The sequence below is a fragment of the Kitasatospora sp. NPDC036755 genome, from assembly GCF_040636595.1.
In the GTDB taxonomy this organism is placed as follows: Bacteria; Actinomycetota; Actinomycetes; order Streptomycetales; family Streptomycetaceae; genus Kitasatospora.
In genome coordinates this window covers 13,041-30,924 of record NZ_JBEZUT010000008.1, presented here as the reverse complement: position 1 = coordinate 30,924, position 17,884 = coordinate 13,041, and the positions used below count along the sequence as shown (strand labels likewise).

At 74.3% G+C, this 17,884-nt stretch carries 12 protein-coding genes; 8 read left to right on the top strand and 4 right to left on the bottom strand.

Features of this window, described 5'->3' with window-relative positions; genetic code table 11:
* The first annotated feature begins 1 nt into the window (after nucleotide 1).
* Genes AB0E96_RS02475 through AB0E96_RS02465 form a run of 3 tightly spaced genes read left to right on the top strand, consistent with a single transcriptional unit; the run spans nucleotide 2 to nucleotide 3,870 of the window.
* Entirely contained in the window at nucleotides 2–1,777 is a 1,776-nt protein-coding gene (locus AB0E96_RS02475; RefSeq protein ID WP_359817547.1) for an AMP-binding protein, read from the top strand.
* Nucleotides 1,759–3,012, top strand: a complete 1,254-nt coding sequence (locus tag AB0E96_RS02470) for a 3-deoxy-7-phosphoheptulonate synthase (RefSeq protein WP_359817545.1) — start codon at nucleotides 1,759–1,761, stop codon at nucleotides 3,010–3,012. Before AB0E96_RS02475 ends, AB0E96_RS02470 begins: the two co-directional genes overlap by 19 nt.
* A gap of 39 nt (nucleotides 3,013–3,051) precedes the next feature.
* The gene (locus AB0E96_RS02465; RefSeq protein WP_359817543.1) at nucleotides 3,052–3,870 is read left to right on the top strand and encodes an MOSC N-terminal beta barrel domain-containing protein; all 819 of its coding nucleotides are present in this window, start codon (nucleotides 3,052–3,054) and stop codon (nucleotides 3,868–3,870) included.
* Between the two features lie 98 nt (nucleotides 3,871–3,968).
* Here the strand turns inward: AB0E96_RS02465 and AB0E96_RS02460 are convergent, their stop codons facing one another.
* Both AB0E96_RS02460 and AB0E96_RS02455 read right to left on the bottom strand, forming a co-directional pair.
* Nucleotides 3,969–4,889 carry a M56 family metallopeptidase gene (locus AB0E96_RS02460; RefSeq protein ID WP_359817541.1) on the bottom strand — a complete coding sequence of 307 codons (921 nt, stop codon included), beginning with the start codon at nucleotides 4,887–4,889 and terminating at the stop codon, nucleotides 3,969–3,971.
* Nucleotides 4,886–5,254, bottom strand: a complete 369-nt coding sequence (locus AB0E96_RS02455; protein ID WP_359817576.1) for a BlaI/MecI/CopY family transcriptional regulator — start codon at nucleotides 5,252–5,254, stop codon at nucleotides 4,886–4,888. Before AB0E96_RS02455 ends, AB0E96_RS02460 begins: the two co-directional genes overlap by 4 nt.
* A gap of 222 nt (nucleotides 5,255–5,476) precedes the next feature.
* Here AB0E96_RS02455 and AB0E96_RS02450 point away from each other — a divergent pair, with 222 nt between their 5' ends.
* The 5 genes from AB0E96_RS02450 to AB0E96_RS02430 all read left to right on the top strand — a co-directional run bounded on the left by AB0E96_RS02450 (nucleotide 5,477) and on the right by AB0E96_RS02430 (nucleotide 15,165).
* Entirely contained in the window at nucleotides 5,477–6,820 is a 1,344-nt protein-coding gene (locus AB0E96_RS02450; protein WP_359817539.1) for a GH1 family beta-glucosidase, read from the top strand.
* 294 nt (nucleotides 6,821–7,114) lie between these two features.
* Nucleotides 7,115–8,629, top strand: a complete 1,515-nt coding sequence (locus AB0E96_RS02445; RefSeq protein ID WP_359817537.1) for a TIGR02677 family protein — start codon at nucleotides 7,115–7,117, stop codon at nucleotides 8,627–8,629.
* The gene (locus tag AB0E96_RS02440) at nucleotides 8,626–9,840 is read left to right on the top strand and encodes a TIGR02678 family protein (protein WP_359817535.1); all 1,215 of its coding nucleotides are present in this window, start codon (nucleotides 8,626–8,628) and stop codon (nucleotides 9,838–9,840) included. The genes AB0E96_RS02445 and AB0E96_RS02440 overlap by 4 nt, the downstream gene beginning before the upstream one ends.
* A gap of 16 nt (nucleotides 9,841–9,856) precedes the next feature.
* On the top strand, nucleotides 9,857–13,942 hold the full coding sequence (locus AB0E96_RS02435; RefSeq protein WP_359817533.1) for a TIGR02680 family protein: 4,086 nt from the start codon (nucleotides 9,857–9,859) through the stop codon (nucleotides 13,940–13,942).
* Nucleotides 13,939–15,165 (top strand): TIGR02679 family protein, encoded by a 1,227-nt coding sequence (locus tag AB0E96_RS02430; RefSeq protein ID WP_359817531.1) that lies wholly within the window; start codon nucleotides 13,939–13,941, stop codon nucleotides 15,163–15,165. Before AB0E96_RS02435 ends, AB0E96_RS02430 begins: the two co-directional genes overlap by 4 nt.
* Nucleotides 15,166–15,346: 181 nt before the next feature.
* Here the strand turns inward: AB0E96_RS02430 and AB0E96_RS02425 are convergent, their stop codons facing one another.
* Together AB0E96_RS02425 and AB0E96_RS02420 are read right to left on the bottom strand one after the other, a co-directional pair.
* Entirely contained in the window at nucleotides 15,347–16,306 is a 960-nt protein-coding gene (locus AB0E96_RS02425; RefSeq protein ID WP_359817529.1) for a GNAT family N-acetyltransferase, read from the bottom strand.
* The gene (locus AB0E96_RS02420; RefSeq protein ID WP_359817527.1) at nucleotides 16,303–17,703 is read right to left on the bottom strand and encodes an MFS transporter; all 1,401 of its coding nucleotides are present in this window, start codon (nucleotides 17,701–17,703) and stop codon (nucleotides 16,303–16,305) included. The genes AB0E96_RS02425 and AB0E96_RS02420 overlap by 4 nt, the downstream gene beginning before the upstream one ends.
* Nucleotides 17,704–17,884: the final 181 nt, after the last annotated feature.

Genomic DNA, 17,884 nt, shown 5'->3' with positions numbered 1-17,884 from the left:
CATGCTTGCGGGTTTCGTGCCGTGGCCCGAGGAACTGAGCCGGAAGTACCGGGAGGAGGGCTACTGGCAGGACGTCACCATCGGCGGCCTGCTCACCGGCTGGGCGGAGGCCTACGGGGACGGCGTCGCCGTCACCGCCGGCGAACGGCGGGTGACCTTCCGGGAACTGGACGCCTGGGCCGACCGGCTCGCCGGCGGACTGCTCCGGCTCGGCATCTCCCCGGGCGACCGGGTCGTCCTCCAACTGCCCAACGTGGTCGAGTTCCTGCCGGTGTTCTTCGCCCTCTGCCGGATCGGCGCGCTGCCGGTGCTGGCGCTGCCCGCCCACCGGGAGCACGAGATCGGCGCGCTCAGCGCCCTGACCGAGGCGACCGCCTACGTCATCGCCGACCGGGACCTCGGCTTCGACTACCGGGAACTGGCGCGCCGGGTCCGGCGGACGGTCCCGGGCCTCGAGCACGTCATCGTGGCCGGCGACGCGGCCGAGTTCGTGCCGCTGGCCGACCTGGCCGACCTTGCCGGCTTGGCCGACCCGGCTGACCTGGCTGACCTGGCTGATCGGAAGGACCCGGACGGTCGGGACGGGGCGCCGCTCGCGCGGCCGGCGCCGCCGAACCCCGAGGACGTGGCCTTCTTCCTGCTCTCCGGCGGCACCACCGGGCAGCCGAAGCTCATCCCCAGGACGCACACCGACTACGCCTACAACCTCCGCGCCAGCGCCGAGGTCTGCGAGCTGGACGGCGACACCGTGTACCTGGCCGCCCTGCCGGTCGCGCACAACTTCGCGCTCGGCTGCCCGGGCGTACTCGGCACCCTGCACGCCGGCGGCCGGGTGGTGCTCACCACCGACCCGAGCCCGGATCAGGCCTTCGCCCTCATCGAGCGGGAGGGCGTCACCATGACGGCCCTGGTCCCGCCGCTGGCCCTGCTCTGGATGCAGGCCGTCGAGTGGCTGGACGACGACCTGTCCACGCTCCGCCTGCTCCAGGCCGGCGGCGCCAAGTTCCCGGCCGAGGCCGCCCGCCGGGTACGGGGGAGCCTGGGCTGCGCGCTCCAGCAGGTCTTCGGGATGGGCGAGGGGCTGCTCAACTACACCCGGCTCGACGACCCGGACGAGCTCGTCGCCACCACCCAGGGCCGGCCGCTGTCGCCCGCCGACGAGCTCAGGGTGGTGGACGAGAACGGCCGAGAGGTGCCGCCCGGAACGGCGGGACAGCTGCTGACCCGCGGCCCGTACACGCTGCGCGGCTACTACCGGGCCGGGGAGCACAACGCCACCGCCTTCACCCCGGACGGCTTCTACCGCACCGGCGACCTCGTCCGGCTGCTCCCCGGCGGCCACGTGGTCGCCCTGGGCCGTACCAAGGAGGTCATCAACAAGGGCGGCGAGAAGGTCGCGGCCGAGGAGCTGGAGAACGAACTGCTGGCCCACCCGGCCGTCCTGGAGGCCGCCGTCGTCCCCATGCCGGACCCGGACTTCGGGGAGCGGATCTGCGTGTTCGCCGTCACCCGCGACGGCGGGCTGAGCCACGCGGAGGCGGTCGACTTCCTCGTCTCCCGGGGCCTGGCCACCTACAAGCTGCCCGACCGGGTGGAGTGCGTCGGCGCGCTGCCGCTCACCACGGTGGGGAAGGTCGACAAGCGGGCGCTGACCGAGCGGCTCGCCGCCCCGGTGGGCGGTCCGGCAGGTGGTCCGGCGGACGGTCCGGCGGGTGGTCCGGCGAACGTCCCGGTGCGGCCCTCGGAAGGAGACACCCCGTGTCCTCCCTCCCGATAGAGGAACCGGACCTGTTCGTCGCCGACGAACCCCTGGTCTGGGACCTCCTGCCGGCCGGGCAGCAGCCCGACTGGCAGGACCACCCCTCCTACCCCGCCGTCCGGCGCGCCCTGCTCGCGGCCGCACCCCTGGTGCGGCCCGAGGAAGTGGCCGAACTGCACCGGAGCCTGGCGGTGGTCGCCGCCGGCGGGGCCCGGCTGCTCCAGGCCGGCGACTGCGCGGAGAGCCTGGCCGAACAGGACGCCGAGCACCTCGCCGCCAAGGTGTCCGTGCTGGACGCGCTGGGCGACCACCTCGCCGCCCGGACCGGCCAGGAGGTCGTCCGGATCGGCCGGCTCGGCGGACAGTTCGCCAAACCGCGCTCCGCGCCCACCGAACGCCACGGCGACCTCGAACTGCCCGTCTTCCGGGGCCACCTGGTCAACTCCGAGGAGCCCACGCCGGAGGCCCGACGGCACGACCCCCGGCGGATGCTGCTGGCCCACCGGGCCGGCCTGCGGGCGTTCGACCACCTCCGCCGCCTGCGCGGCGAGCGCGCGGCCGGCGCGCCCCGCGGGCTGACCCCCGGGCTGCTCCCCGGGCTGATCACCGGGCCGTGGGGCAGCCACGAGGCCCTGGTCATCGACTACGAGGGCCCGCTGGTGCGGCCCGCAACCGAGGGCGGGGCCGAGTACCTGGCCTCCACCCACCTGCCCTGGATCGGCGAGCGGACCAGGCAACCCGACTCCGCGCACGTCGAGATGATGGCCACCGTCCGCAACCCCCTCGCCTGCAAGATCGGACCGACCGCCCGCCCCGACGAGGTCGTCCGGCTGTGCGACCTGCTCGACCCGGAACGCACGCCCGGCCGGCTGACACTCGTCCTGCGGTTCGGCCGGGCGCGCGTCGAGGAGGTCATGCCGGGGCTCGTCGACGCCGTCCGCCGGGCCGGCCACCCGGTCGTCTGGCTGACCGACCCCATGCACGGCAACACGGTGCGGACCGCCGACGGCACCAAGACCCGGCAGCTGCGCGCCGTCACCGAGGAGGCCGCGGCCTTCCTGCGGATCCTCGAACGGCGCGGGCTGCACGCCGGCGGCCTGCACCTGGAGACCGCGGCCGCCGACGTCACCGAGTGCCTCGGCGGGACCACCGGGGACGAACGCGCCCTGCACCGCCGCTACGAGACGCTCTGCGACCCGCGGCTCAATCCCGAACAGGCCCACGAGCTCATCGAGACGCTCTTCCGTTCCTGACGGAACCGGGCCGCGGACGACGGAGGGGAGAGGACCGCGATGGCCGGCACGGCACAGCGGGTGGGAACGGTCGGGGCGCTGTGGCGCTACCCGGTCAAGTCGATGCTCGGGGAGGAACTGCCCGCCGCCGACGTCACCGGACGCGGCATCGACGGCGACCGGCGGTTCGCCCTGCTCGACCGGGCGACCGGCAAGGTCGCCAGCGCGAAGGACCCGCGCCTGTGGCGGCGGCTGCTCACGCTCACGGCGACGACGACCGGCGACGGCGTGCGCGTCACCGGGCCGGACGGCGCGGAGCTCGACGCCGACGCGCTGACGGAGCTGCTCGCACGCCCCGTCGCCCTCACCGCCGAGCCGCCGCCCGCCGCCTCGATCGACCGCGCCGACCCGGAGGAGGTGCTGCGCCGGGGCGAGGCGGCCGACAGCGCGGTGCACGCCGTCGAACTGCCCGCCGGCACGTTCTTCGACCACTCCCCGCTCCATCTGCTCACCACCGCCACGCTCGACCGGATCGCGGAGCTGAGCCCGCGTCGGACCGTCGAGGCCCGGCGCTACCGGCCGAACCTCGTGATCCGCCACGAGGGCGCCGGAGGCTTCGTCGAGAACCACTGGATCGGCCGGGAGCTGACGATCGGCCCGCGGCTGCGGCTGCGGATCACCGTCCCCACCCCCCGCTGCGCCGTGCCGACCCTCGCCCACGGCAGCCTGCCCCGGGACCCGGAGGCGCTGCGCGTCCCCGCGCGGCACAACCCGCTGGAGCCGTTGGCCGGCATGGGGCCGCGGCCCTGCGTGGGCGTGCACGCCCGGGTGCTCGCCGCCGGTCGGGTCGCCCGGGGGGACGCCGTGCTGCTGCACTGAGCGGGGCGCGGCGGGGCCTCTTCGTGGTCGGGCGGTGTCGGGCGTGGTCGGGCGATGTCGGGCGTGGTCGGGCGGGGCTCTTCGGGGCCGGGCCGCCGTCACACCGGTCCGCAGGTCACGAAGTACGGGAGCACGGTGGCGCCGACGCCGAGCAACAGGATGGCGAACCGCGTCGCCGGGTGGAGCGGCGCGCGGGGCCGCAGCAGCCGCCGCATCCGGACCAGAACGGCGTCGCCGCCGGCCGCGAAGGCCGATCGCGGGGTGCCGCCCGTGGCGACCTCGCACATCGCGACCGCGAGGGCCCGGGGGGAGGTGACCCGCGCGGCGCGGTCGTCGCAGACCATTTCGAGCAGGACCGCGGTGCTCTCCCGCGCGGCGCGGGCCAGCGGCACGATCCGGCACGCGCGGTCGAACGCCTCGGTGGCCGCCGTGAGCAGGTGGTGGTGGCCGGTCAGGTGGGCGCGCTCGTGGGCCAGCAGCGCCTGCAGCTGGTCGGTGGTCAGGGACTGCACGGCCGCGCTGGTCAGGACGACGCGGGCCGACCGGCCGGGAAGGCAGTAGGCGGCCGGGACGGCGTGGTCGAGGATCACGGCGCGCAGCTCGGGCGCGGGCCGGCCCACCAGGTCCAGCAGGGCGGCGTGGCGCCGTCGGCGCCGGCGGGCCGAGACGGCGACCGTGACGAACCAGGCGGCCGGCCAGAGCAGGGTGACGCCGATCGGGAGCAGCAGCCCCAGGCCCTCCGCGCCGTCGGAGGGTTCGGCGGCGTCGGTGTCGGCGACCGGGTCCGGCCCGAGGAGCCACTGCTCGGTCGCGCCGAGGAACCCGTGCAGGTGCCGGCCGGTGGGCGTCAGGTGGTACCAGGCCAGCGCGACGGAGACGACGAACGTCAGCAGCAGCGCCTGCCAGAGCAGCAGCGCCGTCCTGGGGGAGCGCAGCGGCCACTTCGCCCGGGCGAGCAGGGACGGGACGACGAAGCCGATGACCGCAGCGTAGCCGCCCAGGACGAGGGGCCCGATCACTCCTGGTCGTCGCTGGTGAGCGAGCGCAGCGCGCGCCGGATGGCGTCCTGTTCGTCCGGGGTGATCTGTCCGACGAAGTGGGCCAGGGCGCTGGACCGGTCGGTGGTGACGGCGAGGGCGTCCTGCATGAGCGCCGCGGTGTACGACTCACGGGTGCGGGTCGGCTCGTAGAGCCAGGCCCGTCCCTCCTTCTCCCGGCGCACCATGCCCTTGCCGTGCAGGACGTCGGCGACGGTCATCACCGTGGTGTACGCGAGCGGGCGGGACCGGTTCAGGTCGTCGACGAGTTCGCGGACGGTCGCCGGGTGGCCCCAGCTCCACAGGCGGTCCATGATCTCCGCCTCCAGTTCCCCCAGTCGGCGCACGCTCACTGCTTCCCCTCCCGGGCACTCGCGTTCGACGCTCATCGTAGACGGTGCGGTTCGCCCCCCGGAAGACGAGCGGGTGGACGCCGAGCGGGTGGACCGTCGAGCGGGTCGACCGTCGAGCCGTGCGCCGTCGAGCCGTGAACCAGGCGCCGGACCCCTGGCGCTGTGACGCAGCGTCAGTAACATGAGTCCTCCTCACATTCATGTCAGGAGGCTGCCATGCCGGACCGCTTCGACCTGCCGGCGGACTTCCGCTGGGGTGCCGCCACCGCCGCCTACCAGATCGAGGGGGCCGTCGACGAGGACGGCCGCGGCCCGTCCGTCTGGGACACCTTCTCCGCCCGCCCCGGCGCCGTCCGCGACGGTCACACCGGGGCGGTGGCCTGCGACCACTACCACCGCTACCCCGAGGACATCGCCCTGATGAAGGGCCTCGGACTCGACGGCTACCGCTTCTCCGTCGCCTGGCCCCGGGTGGTGCCCACCGGCGCGGGCGCCGTCAACCCCGCCGGACTCGCCTTCTACGACCGCCTGGTGGACGCCCTGCTGGAGGCGGGCATCACCCCGCTCCCCACCCTCTTCCACTGGGACCTCCCGCAGGGCCTCGAAGACCGCGGCGGCTGGCTCGACCGCGACACCGCGTACCGCTTCGCCGAGTACGCGACCGCCGTGACCGACCGGCTGGGCGACCGCGTCCCCGCCTGGATCACCCTCAACGAGCCCTTCGTCCACACCGTGTTCGGCTACGCCCTCGGCACCCACGCCCCCGGCCGCGCCCTGATGTTCGAGGCCCTCCCCGCCGCCCACCACCAGCTCCTCGGGCACGGCCTGGCCGCCTCGATCCTGCACGAGCGGGGGCTGGAGGTGATGCTCTCCAACAACCTCACCCCCGTCGAGCCCGCCTCCGACTCCGCCGCCGACGCGGCCGCCGCCCAGGCCTACGACACCCTCCACAACCGGCTGTTCACCGACCCCGTCCTGCTCGGCCGCTACCCCGACCTCTCCGCCCTGGGCGTCCCCGACGACATCTTCGGCGCCGTGCGCGACGGCGACCTCGACCTCGTCCACAGCCCCGGCCTCGACGGCCTCGGCCTCAACTTCTACAACCCCACCCGGGTCGCCGCCCCCACCGAACCCGGCCTGCCCTTCGACCTCGTCGACATCCCCGACGTCCCCCACACCGCCTTCGGCTGGCCCGTCGTCCCCGACGCCCTCACCCGCCTCCTGCTCGACCTCCGCGACACCTACGGCAAGGCCCTGCCGCCCGTCACCATCACCGAGAACGGCTGCTCCGTCGAGGAGTCCACCGTCCCCGACCAGCCCCGCATCGACTTCATGTCCGCCCACCTCGACGCCCTCGCCCGCGCCGCCGCCGAGGGCATCGACGTCCGCGGCTACTACACCTGGTCCCTCCTCGACAACTTCGAATGGGCCGAGGGGCTGTTCAGGCAGCGCTTCGGCCTCGTCCACGTCGACTTCGCGACCCAGCAGCGCACCCCCAGGGCCTCCTACACCTGGTACCGCGACCTGATCGCCACCCACCGGGCCGGGCGGGCGCGGTAGTCGGCCTGCCGACTGGTGAAGCCGGGTACGCCCGCTCCGGCGGGGACCCGGATGCTCCGAGTGGCCGGGACCGATTCGGCTCCGCGCCGCCCGCAAGCAATCCGGCGAGGAGGCGGCGAGCCACCGCCCGGCTTCGTGCCCCAGCTGCTCCACCGTACGCACGGACCGGCGCCGTCTATCACACCAGAGCTGCGCGGACGCGATGTCGAGGGTTCTGGCTGGGGCCCCGGTGCGTCCGCGTACTGTTGTGCCGGGCAGAGGGGAGAGCAGCCGTTGCGCAGGGTGCCGCCGGAGATGTTCCGGTTCACGACGGGGGAGAGGGCCGAACTCTACGGTGCGATCCTCCAGGCCTTCGGAGCGGCCAACGAGCGGTTGGAGACCGCGCTCGGGCTGGACGACGTACGAGCCCGGTTGCGAACGGTCGGCTGGCTCGACGCGATCCACGACGAGGACCTCCAGGAGGCGCTGCGCAAGCTCAGGGAGTGGCAGCTGCTGGACGTCGTCCAGAACCACGCGGAGAACTACCGCACCGCCGAGGAGTACGAGCGCCGCAACCTCCAGTACTCGCTGACCCGGCGCGGCGAGGCCGCGTTCGCCGGGGTCGAGCACGCCCTGTCCGTGCTCGCCTCGACGGGGGCGCTCCAGACGGCGGTCCTGGAGGCGATCACGGACCGGCTCGACGAGCTGTACGTCCTGCTGGGCGACTCCACGTCCTCGGACCGTCGGGTCTTCACCACGTTGCAGGAGCTGGAGGGGCACCTGGAGGCGCTGCTGGCCAATACCAAGGCGTTCAACGGCGAGTTGCAGCGCCTGCTGCGCGCCGAGGGCACGGACCTGGCGACCTTCCGCGAGGTGAAGGCCGCGACGGTGGCCTATCTCCAGGAGTTCCTCGTCAACCTCGACCAGCGGGGACAGACGGTCTCCTCCGCCGTGGAACGGCTGGAGCAGCGCGGAGTGAGCCTGCTGCACGCGCGGGCGCTGCGGGGCGCCGAGCTGCCGCCGGCCGCCGACGGCGACCCCGCGCCGGCCTGGCTGGAGCGGCGCCGGGCGCGCTGGGAGGGGCTTCAGGCGTGGTTCCGGCCGGCCGACGGGGCGCGGCCCCGGGTGGAGCAGCTGCACGACGTGGCACGGAGGGCGATCGTGACGCTCCTCCAGGTCCTCGACCGGATCACCGAGTCGCGGCGCCGCTCCTCCAGCGCGGTCCAGGACTTCCGGGAGCTGGCCCGCTGGTTCGCCGCAGCACCCGGTGAGGACGACCTGCACCGCCTGTGGTCGGCCGCCTTCGGCCTGGGCCCGGCCCGGCACGCTCATCTCGCGCACCCCGACCCGGAGTTGGTGCCGTCGTCGGCCAGTTGGGCGGATACCCCGCCGGTGGAGGTCTCGGCGCTGCTGCGCACCAGCGGCCGTACCGAGCGGTTCACCCGCACCGGAAGGGTGCGCGACATCGGTGGCCTCAAGGCCGCCCGGGCCGAGCGGGCCCGGAAGGAGCGGGCCGAACTCGAAGCGGCCTGGGACGTCCTGGGCGCGGACGGCCCGGTGTCGCTGTCCGGCTTCCGCACGCTCGACCACACCGTCTTCGAGCGACTGCTCGACCTCCTCGGCCGGGCGCTGGCCGTACGACCGGACGCCGGTGGGGCGCGTCGGGCGGTCACGTCCGACGGCCGTGTCGAGATCGTGCTCCGGCCGTCTCCCGACGGCGGACGGGCCGTCCTGCGGACCTCCCGCGGCCGGCTGGAAGGGCCCGACTACCTGGTGGAGATCCGAAGCCCGGGCGCCCCGGGGGCGGTCACCCGTGAGGGCACCGCATGAGCACCCTGGCCAACCAGCTGGTCCTGGCCGAACGGCAGGACGTCGCCCGGGGCATCAGGCTCCTCCTCGGCCGACCGCTGATCACCGAACGCGGCGACCCGCCCGCCTTCGAGCTGATCCGCCGCCGCCAGGGTCCCTTGACGAAGTGGTTCGACTACCACTGCGGCTGGCAGCTGGTGGTGGAGCCGCGCCTGGGGTACGCGCGCCTGCTCAAGATCCGCACCGTGTCCGACGCCTCGCGCCCCGCCCGCCGACTGCGGTCCGGCAGGGCCCCGTTCGACCGCCGCCGCTACACGCTGCTGTGTGTCGTCGCGGCCGAGCTGCTCCCGGTCCCGGTGACGACGGTCGGCCTGCTCGCCGACCGGGTGGTTCAGGCCTGTGCCACCGACGAGGCGCTGCCGCCCTTCGACACGGCGGGCAAGCCCGAGCGGATGGCGTTCGTGGACGTCCTCAAACTGCTGGAGTCCTACGGTGCGCTCCTCACGGTGGACGGCGTCACGGACAGCTTCGTCGACTCGGCGCAGGCCAAGGTCCTCTACCGGGTGGACGCCACCGTACTGATGCGCCTGCTCGCCGCGCCCGTCGGGCCGTCCCGGCTGGCCGTGCCGGCGGAGGAGATACCGCTGCGCTTCGAGGGACTCCTTCGGGGCACGGTGCGCGAGAGCAGGTACGGCGGTGCCGAGGCCTCCGACGCGCAGCGCAACCTCCGGCTGCGGCACTCGGTGCTGCGCCGGCTCCTCGACGATCCCGTCCTGCACCACGACGAGCTCAGCGCCGACGAACTGGCCTACCTGACCTCGCCGACCGGGCGCCAGATCGTCCGGCGGGCCGCCGAGCAGGGCGGCTTCGTCCTGGAGGACCGGGCCGACGGCCTGCTGCTCGTGGACCCGGAGGGGCTTGCCACCGACAGCCGCTTCCCCGACGACTCCGCGACGGCCCGCGTCGCCGCCCTGCTCCTGCTGGAACCGCTGACGGCCGCTCCGGACGGCCTGACACCGGAACAGCTCACCGTCGAAGCCGCCGGGCTCCTCCGGCGCTTCCCCCAGTGGGCGAAGAGCTACCAGTCGGAGGACGGAGCCGAGCGCCTCGGGGCCGACGCGGTTCGTGTCCTCGGCGACTTCGGCTTGGCCCGCAGGATCGGTGAACGCGTCGTTCCGCGACCGGCCGCGTTCCGGTACCGGACCACCGTGACCGAAGGCCTCGCAACCTGACCAGGGAAGACTTCCGATGACCGTGACACAGCTCCCGCAGCGCTCGGCGCTCCCGACAGCGGCCGCGGCAGCACGATGGCAGCCCTCGAGGGCCGGCATCCTCAACGTCTGGCGCTACTACGACGAGACCTTCACCTTCCACGAGGGCCGCCTGCTCCTGCGGGGACAGAACGGCACCGGGAAGTCGAAGGCGCTGGAAGTGCTGCTGCCGTTCCTGCTCGACGCCAGCCTGCGTCCCAACCGGCTGTCCACCTTCGGCGGTTCCGAACGCACCATGCACTGGAACCTGATGGGCGAGGGGACATCGGGCAAGACCCGGGTCGGGTACGTGTGGCTGGAGTTCGTCCGCGGTGACGGCGAACCCGTCCACTTCACCTGCGGCGCCAGACTCCAGGCCAGCGTGCACACCACCGGTGTCACCGTCGACTACTTCACCACCGGAGCGCGCGTCGACCGGCCCGGCGGCCTCTCCCTGGTCAACGACGCGGGCCAGCCGCTCACCCGCGCCGCTCTGGCCGAAACCCTGCAAGACCGGGGCGAGCTGCACGGTTCACCCACGGACTACCGCAACGCCGTCCGGGGCACGCTCTTTCCGGGGCTGAGCGAGCAACGCTACGACGCCCTGATCACCGCACTGCTCCAGCTCCGCACCCCCAAACTCTCCGAGCGCCTGGACCCTTCGCTGTTGTCCTCCCTGCTCTCGCGGGCCCTGCCCCCGCTCGGCGAGGGCGAGATCGCCGAACTGGCCGAGGGCTTCGAACGCCTCGACCGCCAGCGGGAACACCTGAAGACCCTGGACGAGGAGGTGGCCGCGGCCACTGCCGTCGCGCATCAGCAGCGCGGCTACGCCCAGCGCGTCCTGCGCGCCGGGGCGGCGGCGCTCATCTCCGCGACGACCGAGATGGACAACCTCACCCGCATCGCCAGGGAGAGCGAGGGCGAGCTCGCCGAAGCCGTGCGCCGACGTGATGAGGACAGAGCGGTACGGGCGGAGCTCGAACACCGGCGGCAGGAGATCGAGGGCGCCATCGAGGGCCTGCTCGACTCCGAGGCCTACCGGCAGGGACAGGAACTCGACCAGCTCCGTCGCCGGACCGACCAGGCGGCCCGGACCGCCGCCCGCGCCCGCGCCGCCGCCGACCGGAAGGCTCAGGTGGCCGACGAGGACGCCGGGCGTGCCGACGACGCGGGGCTGCGCTCCGAGCAACGGGCCGAACACACCCGTGCCGCCCGGGAGCTGGCACGCGGTGCGGCGCGGCGTGCGGCCATGGAGTCCGTCTGTGCCGAGGTGCAGGCGCTGCTCGACGTCGGGCCCGGCCCGTCCGGCGACACCCCGGAGCACGGGCGCACGGCACGCCGTCTGCTGCGCGGCGCCGTCGTCTCACGACACGGTCAGATCGCCGAGGTCCGCACGGCGGTCGAACGCCACGAGCGTTCCCTTTCGGGCCGGACGGCGGCGGAGCAACACCTCGACACGGCGCGCGAGCGCCTGGCCGACTCGATCACGCGGCGTGAGGGGAACGCCCACGCCTACCAGACCGCTGTGGACGCCCACGCCGACCTGCTGCGCCGGTGGGCGACAGCCGACTGCACCGAGCTGTCGATCGACGACGCCGAGGAACTCGCCTCCCGCGCCGCCGTCGAGACCGAGGTCCTCGCGTTGGTCGAAACCGCCGCCAGGGCAGCGGAGAGTTCCATCACCGCCGACGAGACGACCGCCCGCGCCGGCCGGGACGACGCCCGCGCCCGGCGTGACGCGGTCGTCGGGGAACTGGAACGCACCGCGGCCACGGCCGATCTCCCGCCGGTTCCACCGCGGACCCGCACAACCGACCGGTCGGTCCTGCCGGGGGCGCCGCTGTGGCGGCTGCTGGCCTTCCGTCCGGACGTACCGCCCGGCGACCAGGCAGGCGTCGAAGCGGCCCTGGAAGCGGCCGGTCTGCTCGACGCCTGGATGACCCCGGACGGCGGCCTCGTCGTCGCCGGACACGACACGCTGGCCGACCCGGCATCGGCCGTCCCCACGCCGGGGCCCTCGCTACTCGATGTCCTCGTTCCGGAACCCGACGGCCCCGTGCCGCCCGACCGGGTCCAGCGGCTGCTGGCCGGCATCGCCTACGGTCCCACGCTCCCGGCGGGCCACCCGGCCGCCGTCGCGGCGGACGGAAGCTGGCGGCTGGCGACGGCGGTCGGTTCCTGGACCAAGGAGGAGTCGAGCCACATCGGCGCCGCGGCCCGGGAACGCGCCAGGCAGCGGAGGATCGCGGAACTCACCGCCGAACTGGCCGAGGCCGAGATCGGCGTGACCGGATTCGAGACGGAACTGCGCGCCCTCGCCGACCGCCGGACGCGTCTCGGCGCCGACCTCCGATCCCGGCCGCACCACCGGGAGGTGGAGCAGGCCAGGCGCGTCTGGGAACGCTCCGAGTCCGAGGTGGGCGCACGCGAGGACGCCGCACGCGAAGCCGTCGAACGGCTGGCGCGACAGGAGGACGCGGTCGCGGACGCGCTGCGCGCACTCGCCGTCGCCTCGGCCGAGCACGCCCTGCCGACCGAACGCGCCGCCCTGGAAGCGACCGCCACCGCAGTCGACGCGCTGCGCGAGCGGGCGGACGTGTGGCTCGACGCCCACCTCGCCTGGACGGCCGCCCAGCAGGCTTGGGACACCGCCCGCAGCCACGCCGAGGTGTCCCGGGGCGCGGCAGCCGAGAGCCTGGACGAGGCCGAGGACGCCGAAGTCGCCGCCCGCGGGCTCCGGTCCGCGCTCCAGGCCGTCGAGAGCGCAGTCGGCGAGGACTATCGCCACGTGGCGGACCGGATCAGCGACTCCCGGCAAGCGCTTGACCGGATCCGCCGTGAGATCGACACCGCGACCCAGGCACTCCTCGCCCTCGAAGGCCGGATCGGTGCCCTGGGCGCCGCCGTGGAGCAGGACACGGCCCGGCGTGACGACGCCGTGGCGGCACGGAACGCGGCCGCCCACGGCTTCCGGCGCCTGTGCGTCCTCGGATTCCCCGAGGACGCGGGCCTCGGCCTCGTCCTCACCGCCGTGGACGGCACCCGTGCCACCCTCGAAGCGGCGCGAGAGGCCGCCGCCGCGTGGCCCAACCTGCCACACGGCACCAGGAACCTCGGCGACTCCCTGAACCGTCTCTCCGAGGCCGTCCACCGAGCCCGCCAGAGCCTCAGCAGCCGTGCCGACCTCGAACTCGAAGCCGAGGAGGACATCCACGTCCTCACCGCCACCGTCGACGGCATCAGGGTCGGTGCGACCGGCCTTCTTGCCATCCTCACCGGCGACCGTGACCGCAGCCAGGATGACATCACCGCCGCCGAACGCAGCCTCTTCGACCGGACCCTCACCGGCGACACCCGCCGCCACCTCGCCTCCCGGATCCGCCAGGCCGGTGAACTCGTCGAGCGGATGAACGGCCACCTCGAACGGGTCCGCACTGCCTCACGGGTGGCCGTCCGCCTGGTGTGGCAGATCCATCCCGACCTGCCCGCGGGCACCCGGACGGCCCGTGAGCTGCTGCTCAAGGATCCGACGCGGATCACCGAAGCCGACCGCGAGGCCCTGCACGCCTTCTTCCGGGGCCGCATCGAGGAGGCCAAGACCCGCAACACGGCGGCGACCTGGGAGGAGCAGCTCGCCGAGGTCCTCGACTACACGGCCTGGCACCAGTTCGTCGTCAAGCTGGACCGTGCCAACGGCTCCGGGTGGCAACTGCTCACCAAGAAGCTGCACGGCGCGCTCTCGGGAGGTGAGAAGGCCATCGCCCTCCACCTGCCGCTGTTCGCCGCCGTGGCCGCCCACTACGAGGCGGTGCCGGAGTCCCCGCGGCTGATCCTGCTCGACGAGGTGTTCGTCGGCGTTGACACCGTCAACCGTGGGCAGGTCTTCGGCCTCCTCGCGGCACTCGACCTCGACCTGCTGCTCACCTCCGACCACGAGTGGTGCACCTACAGAGAGCTCTCCGGCATCGCTGTTCACCAGCTGATCACCGGAGGCGACGGTGACGACGCCGTCACCAGTGCGCGCTTCACCTGGACGGGCACCGAGCTGCTGCCCGACGAACCGGAGACGGAAGAGCCGGCATGACGGCCCGCCACCCCCTCGATCTCCCCGAGCTCCGACCCCTCTGGTCGGCCGTCCACGACCGCCTCTCGTCCGGCCGTCCTGTCAGCCGGGTGCGGTGCGGCCCGCTCGACGACATCGGTCGGGAAGCGTTGGCCGATCTCCTCGGGCTCGACCGGCTCCCCGGCGTCGAGCCGACGATCCCGCTCGCCGGACTCGACCGTGCGGTGCTGGACGCCTGCGGCCGACCCGTCCGGGAGGTGGCGGCCCTGATCCTCGGTCCGATCCACGACCGGGCCGCCGAGCGCGAACGTAGGACCGGCCAACGCGACGCCCTGTGGGAGTGGTTGGCCGGCCACGAGGTTGTCACGGCCCAGCCTGCGCTGCTGGAATGGGTCGGCCACCTGCGGGCCACCGGCCTCATCGACGGCTCACCCGACCGGACCCGGGGCCTGACGGCCGCTGCGCTGGCCGTCCTCGCAGCCCTCCCGGCCGATGGCGAGCCACTGCCGGTCCTCGCCGCCCGTCTCCTCGACGGCGACTCCCATGCCCTCGACGACGGGACCCGGCTGTCCTCCCTGGTCCTGCGCGCACTGTCGGTCCTGTACGGCACCGACATGCCCGACGCCGCCGAGGCGAGGCGCGCACTCTGGAGCCGTGCCGGCGTGGCCGACGACGAGCTGTCCGCCACCGTGCTCGCCGTCGGGCTGCGCCCCGGAGGAGAAGGGCCGGTCGCCAAGGTCTCCCGGACCTGTGCCGGAGCCGGGCACCCGGTCAGCCTGACCCTCGCCCAACTGCGCTCACCGGGCGAATTCACCGGTCCCGCCGGACCGGTGCACATCACTGAGAACCCCAGTGTGCTCGCCCTGGCCCTACGGCGGTTCGGTCACCGATGCCCGCCGCTGGTCTGTACGTCCGGCTGGCCCAACACCGCCGTGATCCACCTGCTGCGCCGACTTGCTGAGGGCGGCGCAGTCCTGTACTACCACGGCGACCTCGACGGGGAGGGGATCCGGATAGCTGCCCATGTTCTCGCCAAGACCGGGGCCGTGCCCTGGCGGATGTCGGCCGACGACTACCGGTCCGCCGCGCTACGGGTCCCCTCGGGCCCTGACCCGGGCCGCCTCACGCCCGCCCCGTGGGACCAGGAGCTCGTCGACTCCATGGCCGAACTGCGCATCGCGGTGGTCGAGGAGGTGGTCGCCGACCTCCTCCTCGATGATCTGGCAGAACACCGCCACGGATGACATGACAGGGTGCTCGACGGGCCGAGGGGCTGTTCAGCCGGCGCTTCGGCCTCGTCCACGCCGCTTCGTGACGCAGATGCGCACCCCCAGGGCCTCGTACGGAAGGCCGAGGCCGCGGCCGAGGCCGGGCGCCGCCGGGTGGGGTTCGGTGGTGCCCGGCCTTGGTGCGGGCGGGGTGGGGTCAGTGGGGGGAGAGGACCAGGCGGCGGGAGTCGTTGCGGTAGCCGAGGCGGGTGAAGGCGGCGGCCATGGGGGTGTTGGTCAGGTCGGTGTCGGCGCGAACGCGTTCGGGGGCGGTCTCCTCGGCGAGGATCCGGGTGATCCCGGCGAGGATGTCGTCGGCGTAGCCGTGGCCGCGGTGCTCCGGGAGGACCCCGAGGTAGCCGACGACGGGGAAGGTGTGGTTGCGCGAGGGGATGCCGAAGCCGACCGGGGTGCCGTCGGGGGTGCGGGCGACGCGCCACCAGGAGCGGTCGCCGAGCATGGTGTCGCGGTAGAAGGCGACGTCGGAACGGGCCTGGGCGTCGGCGCCGAGGCGCTCGGCCTCCTTGCGGGAGTCGGTGTCCAGGGTGCCGGTCAGGACCCGGCGGAACAGGTCGACGAAGACCTCGTCGTCGGGCTCGGGCTGGAGGAGGAGGCGGTCGGAGGCCTCCGGGAGGCCGTCCGCGGGCGTCCACTCGTAGCGCAGGCGCTCCAGGTCGGCCGGGAGGCCGGCCCGCCGTGCCGCCTCCTGGCGCCAGGCGACGGCCGCGACGGTCTCGGGGTGGTCGCGCCAGTCGCCGGGGAGGAAGAGGTGGTACTCGGGGGCGGCGTCCGCGCCGGCCTCGGCGTAGGCCGCGTGGGCGGCGGTGAGCAGCTCGGCGGCCAGGTCGGTGCGGTCGGCGTCCGACCCCACCGAGGGGTGGACGAACACGCCGTCGAGGGCGCCGGGCAGCTCGTCGTCGGGGTCGCCCCACCAGACGGCGAGTGCGAGCGGCGTTCCGTCGGGGGCGTCCTCGGCGACCCAGGTCCAGGCGGGGCGGTACTCGCCGTCGGCGAGCCGGGTGCGGTAGTCGTCGGCCGTCAGCCGGGTGGCCTGGTCGGGGACGATCAGCGGGAGGACCCGGTCGAGCTCGGACGGGAGAGTGGGACGAACGATCACATCGGCTCCGAATCAGTGGAGTTGGAGGGAATCCCGGTCAGAACGGTTCTATCGCACTCGACCGGTTCCGGGGGCGGGGGTACCTCGACGGTGTGACGGCGCCCGGCCAGTCCGGTGACGGCGAGGAGCAGGCCGGTGCAGCAGAGCAGCAGGGCGCTGCCGCGGTCCCGGGCGGTGCCGAGGAGGCGGCCGAGGGTGGAGCCGAGCGGCCCGTCGGGGGCCACCAGCGGCTCGCAGACCTGCGAGGCGAGCGGTCCGGCCAGCAGGTAGCCGAGCAGGGTGCCGCCCTGGGTGAACATCCGGCGCAGTGCGAAGACCCGCCCCTGGGCCTCGGCGGCGACCGCCGCCTGCCAGAGCACCTGGGCGCAGCTGGTCACCACCGGCAGGCCGAGGAAGAAGGTGAAGGCCGCCGCCGCCAGGACGCCGGGCCGCGGGTGGAGGCCCGCGACCAGGACGGCGGCGCCGCTGAGGACGGTGGCCGAGGTGACCCAGGCGAGCGGCCGGCGCGGGCCGGACCAGATCGACATGGCGACGCTGCCGACGGCCAGGCCGAGGCCTCCGGAGGTGCTGACCATGGCGACGGCGGCGTTCTGGTCGGCGGCCGGGACGCCGGCCAGGACGAGGGGCAGCAGCAGCGCGGTGGCGGCGGCCTCGGCCCCGTTGAGCACGGTGACCACGCGGAGCAGGTGCCGCAGTCCGGGCTGGCCGGTGAGGAGTTTCCGCCCTTCGCTCAACTCGGCCCACCAGCCTCGGCGTTGTCCTCCTCCGCCGGGGCTTCGGGTCGGGTCGGGGTGGTCCGGGCCGTCGTCCGGGCGCAGTGGGCGGCCCCGGCGGCCGGTCGGTTCGGGGAAGCGGGCGACCAGCAGGGTGAGCAGCCCCAGCGCGAACGAGACGACGTCGACGATCAGGACGGCGCGCAGTCCGCCCGCGCCCAGCAGGACGGCGGCGAGCATCGGGCCGAGCAACTGGGCGCCGGCCAGGGCGGTCTGGGTCATGGCGCCGGCCCGGCCGCGCTGCTCGGGCCGGACCATGCCGGTCACGGCGGCGGCGAGCGCGGGCCACTGGAAGGCGGCGCAGCAGGACTCCACGACGGTGGCCGCGTAGACCTGCCAGACGGCCAGGTGGCCGGTCAGCTCGGCGGCGGTCAGGGCCACGGCGGTGAGCATGGCCGCCGCGTCCGCGCAGAGCAGGACGGTCCGGCGGCGGTGGCGGTCGACCAGGACGCCGGCGGCCGGGGCGGCCAGCATGCCGGGGGCGAAGCCGAGCAGCAGGCCGGTGGCGAACTGGGTGACGGAGCCGGTCTGTTGGTAGATCCACAGGCCGAGGGCGAAGCCGGAGATGCCGGAGCCGAGCGCGGTGGCCAGCCGTCCGGCCCAGACGATCAGGAAGGTGGTCACGGCACCTCCGGAGGGGGCGGCGGGGGTGTGGCGGCGGGCAGGGGCATGGCGGGGCTCCGGTGCGAGGTGGCGATGGGCGAGGTGGCGATGGGCGAGGTGGCGACGATGGGTGAGGCGGTGCGGGCGAGGCGGCGATGGGCGAGGCGGTGCGGCCGGGGTCGGCCGCACCACCACCGCTCGG

What these genes read in the sequence shown, in the direction of transcription:
- AB0E96_RS02450 (WP_359817539.1), top strand. Translation starts at nt 5,477, where the DNA reads ATGCCGGACCGCTTCGACCTGCCGGCGGACTTCCGCTGGGGTGCCGCC.
- AB0E96_RS02445 (WP_359817537.1), top strand. Translation starts at nt 7,115, where the DNA reads ATGTTCCGGTTCACGACGGGGGAGAGGGCCGAACTCTACGGTGCGATC.
- AB0E96_RS02465 (WP_359817543.1), top strand. Translation starts at nt 3,052, where the DNA reads ATGGCCGGCACGGCACAGCGGGTGGGAACGGTCGGGGCGCTGTGGCGC.
- AB0E96_RS02440 (WP_359817535.1), top strand. Translation starts at nt 8,626, where the DNA reads ATGAGCACCCTGGCCAACCAGCTGGTCCTGGCCGAACGGCAGGACGTC.
- AB0E96_RS02435 (WP_359817533.1), top strand. Translation starts at nt 9,857, where the DNA reads ATGACCGTGACACAGCTCCCGCAGCGCTCGGCGCTCCCGACAGCGGCC.
- AB0E96_RS02430 (WP_359817531.1), top strand. Translation starts at nt 13,939, where the DNA reads ATGACGGCCCGCCACCCCCTCGATCTCCCCGAGCTCCGACCCCTCTGG.
- AB0E96_RS02475 (WP_359817547.1), top strand. Translation starts at nt 2, where the DNA reads ATGCTTGCGGGTTTCGTGCCGTGGCCCGAGGAACTGAGCCGGAAGTAC.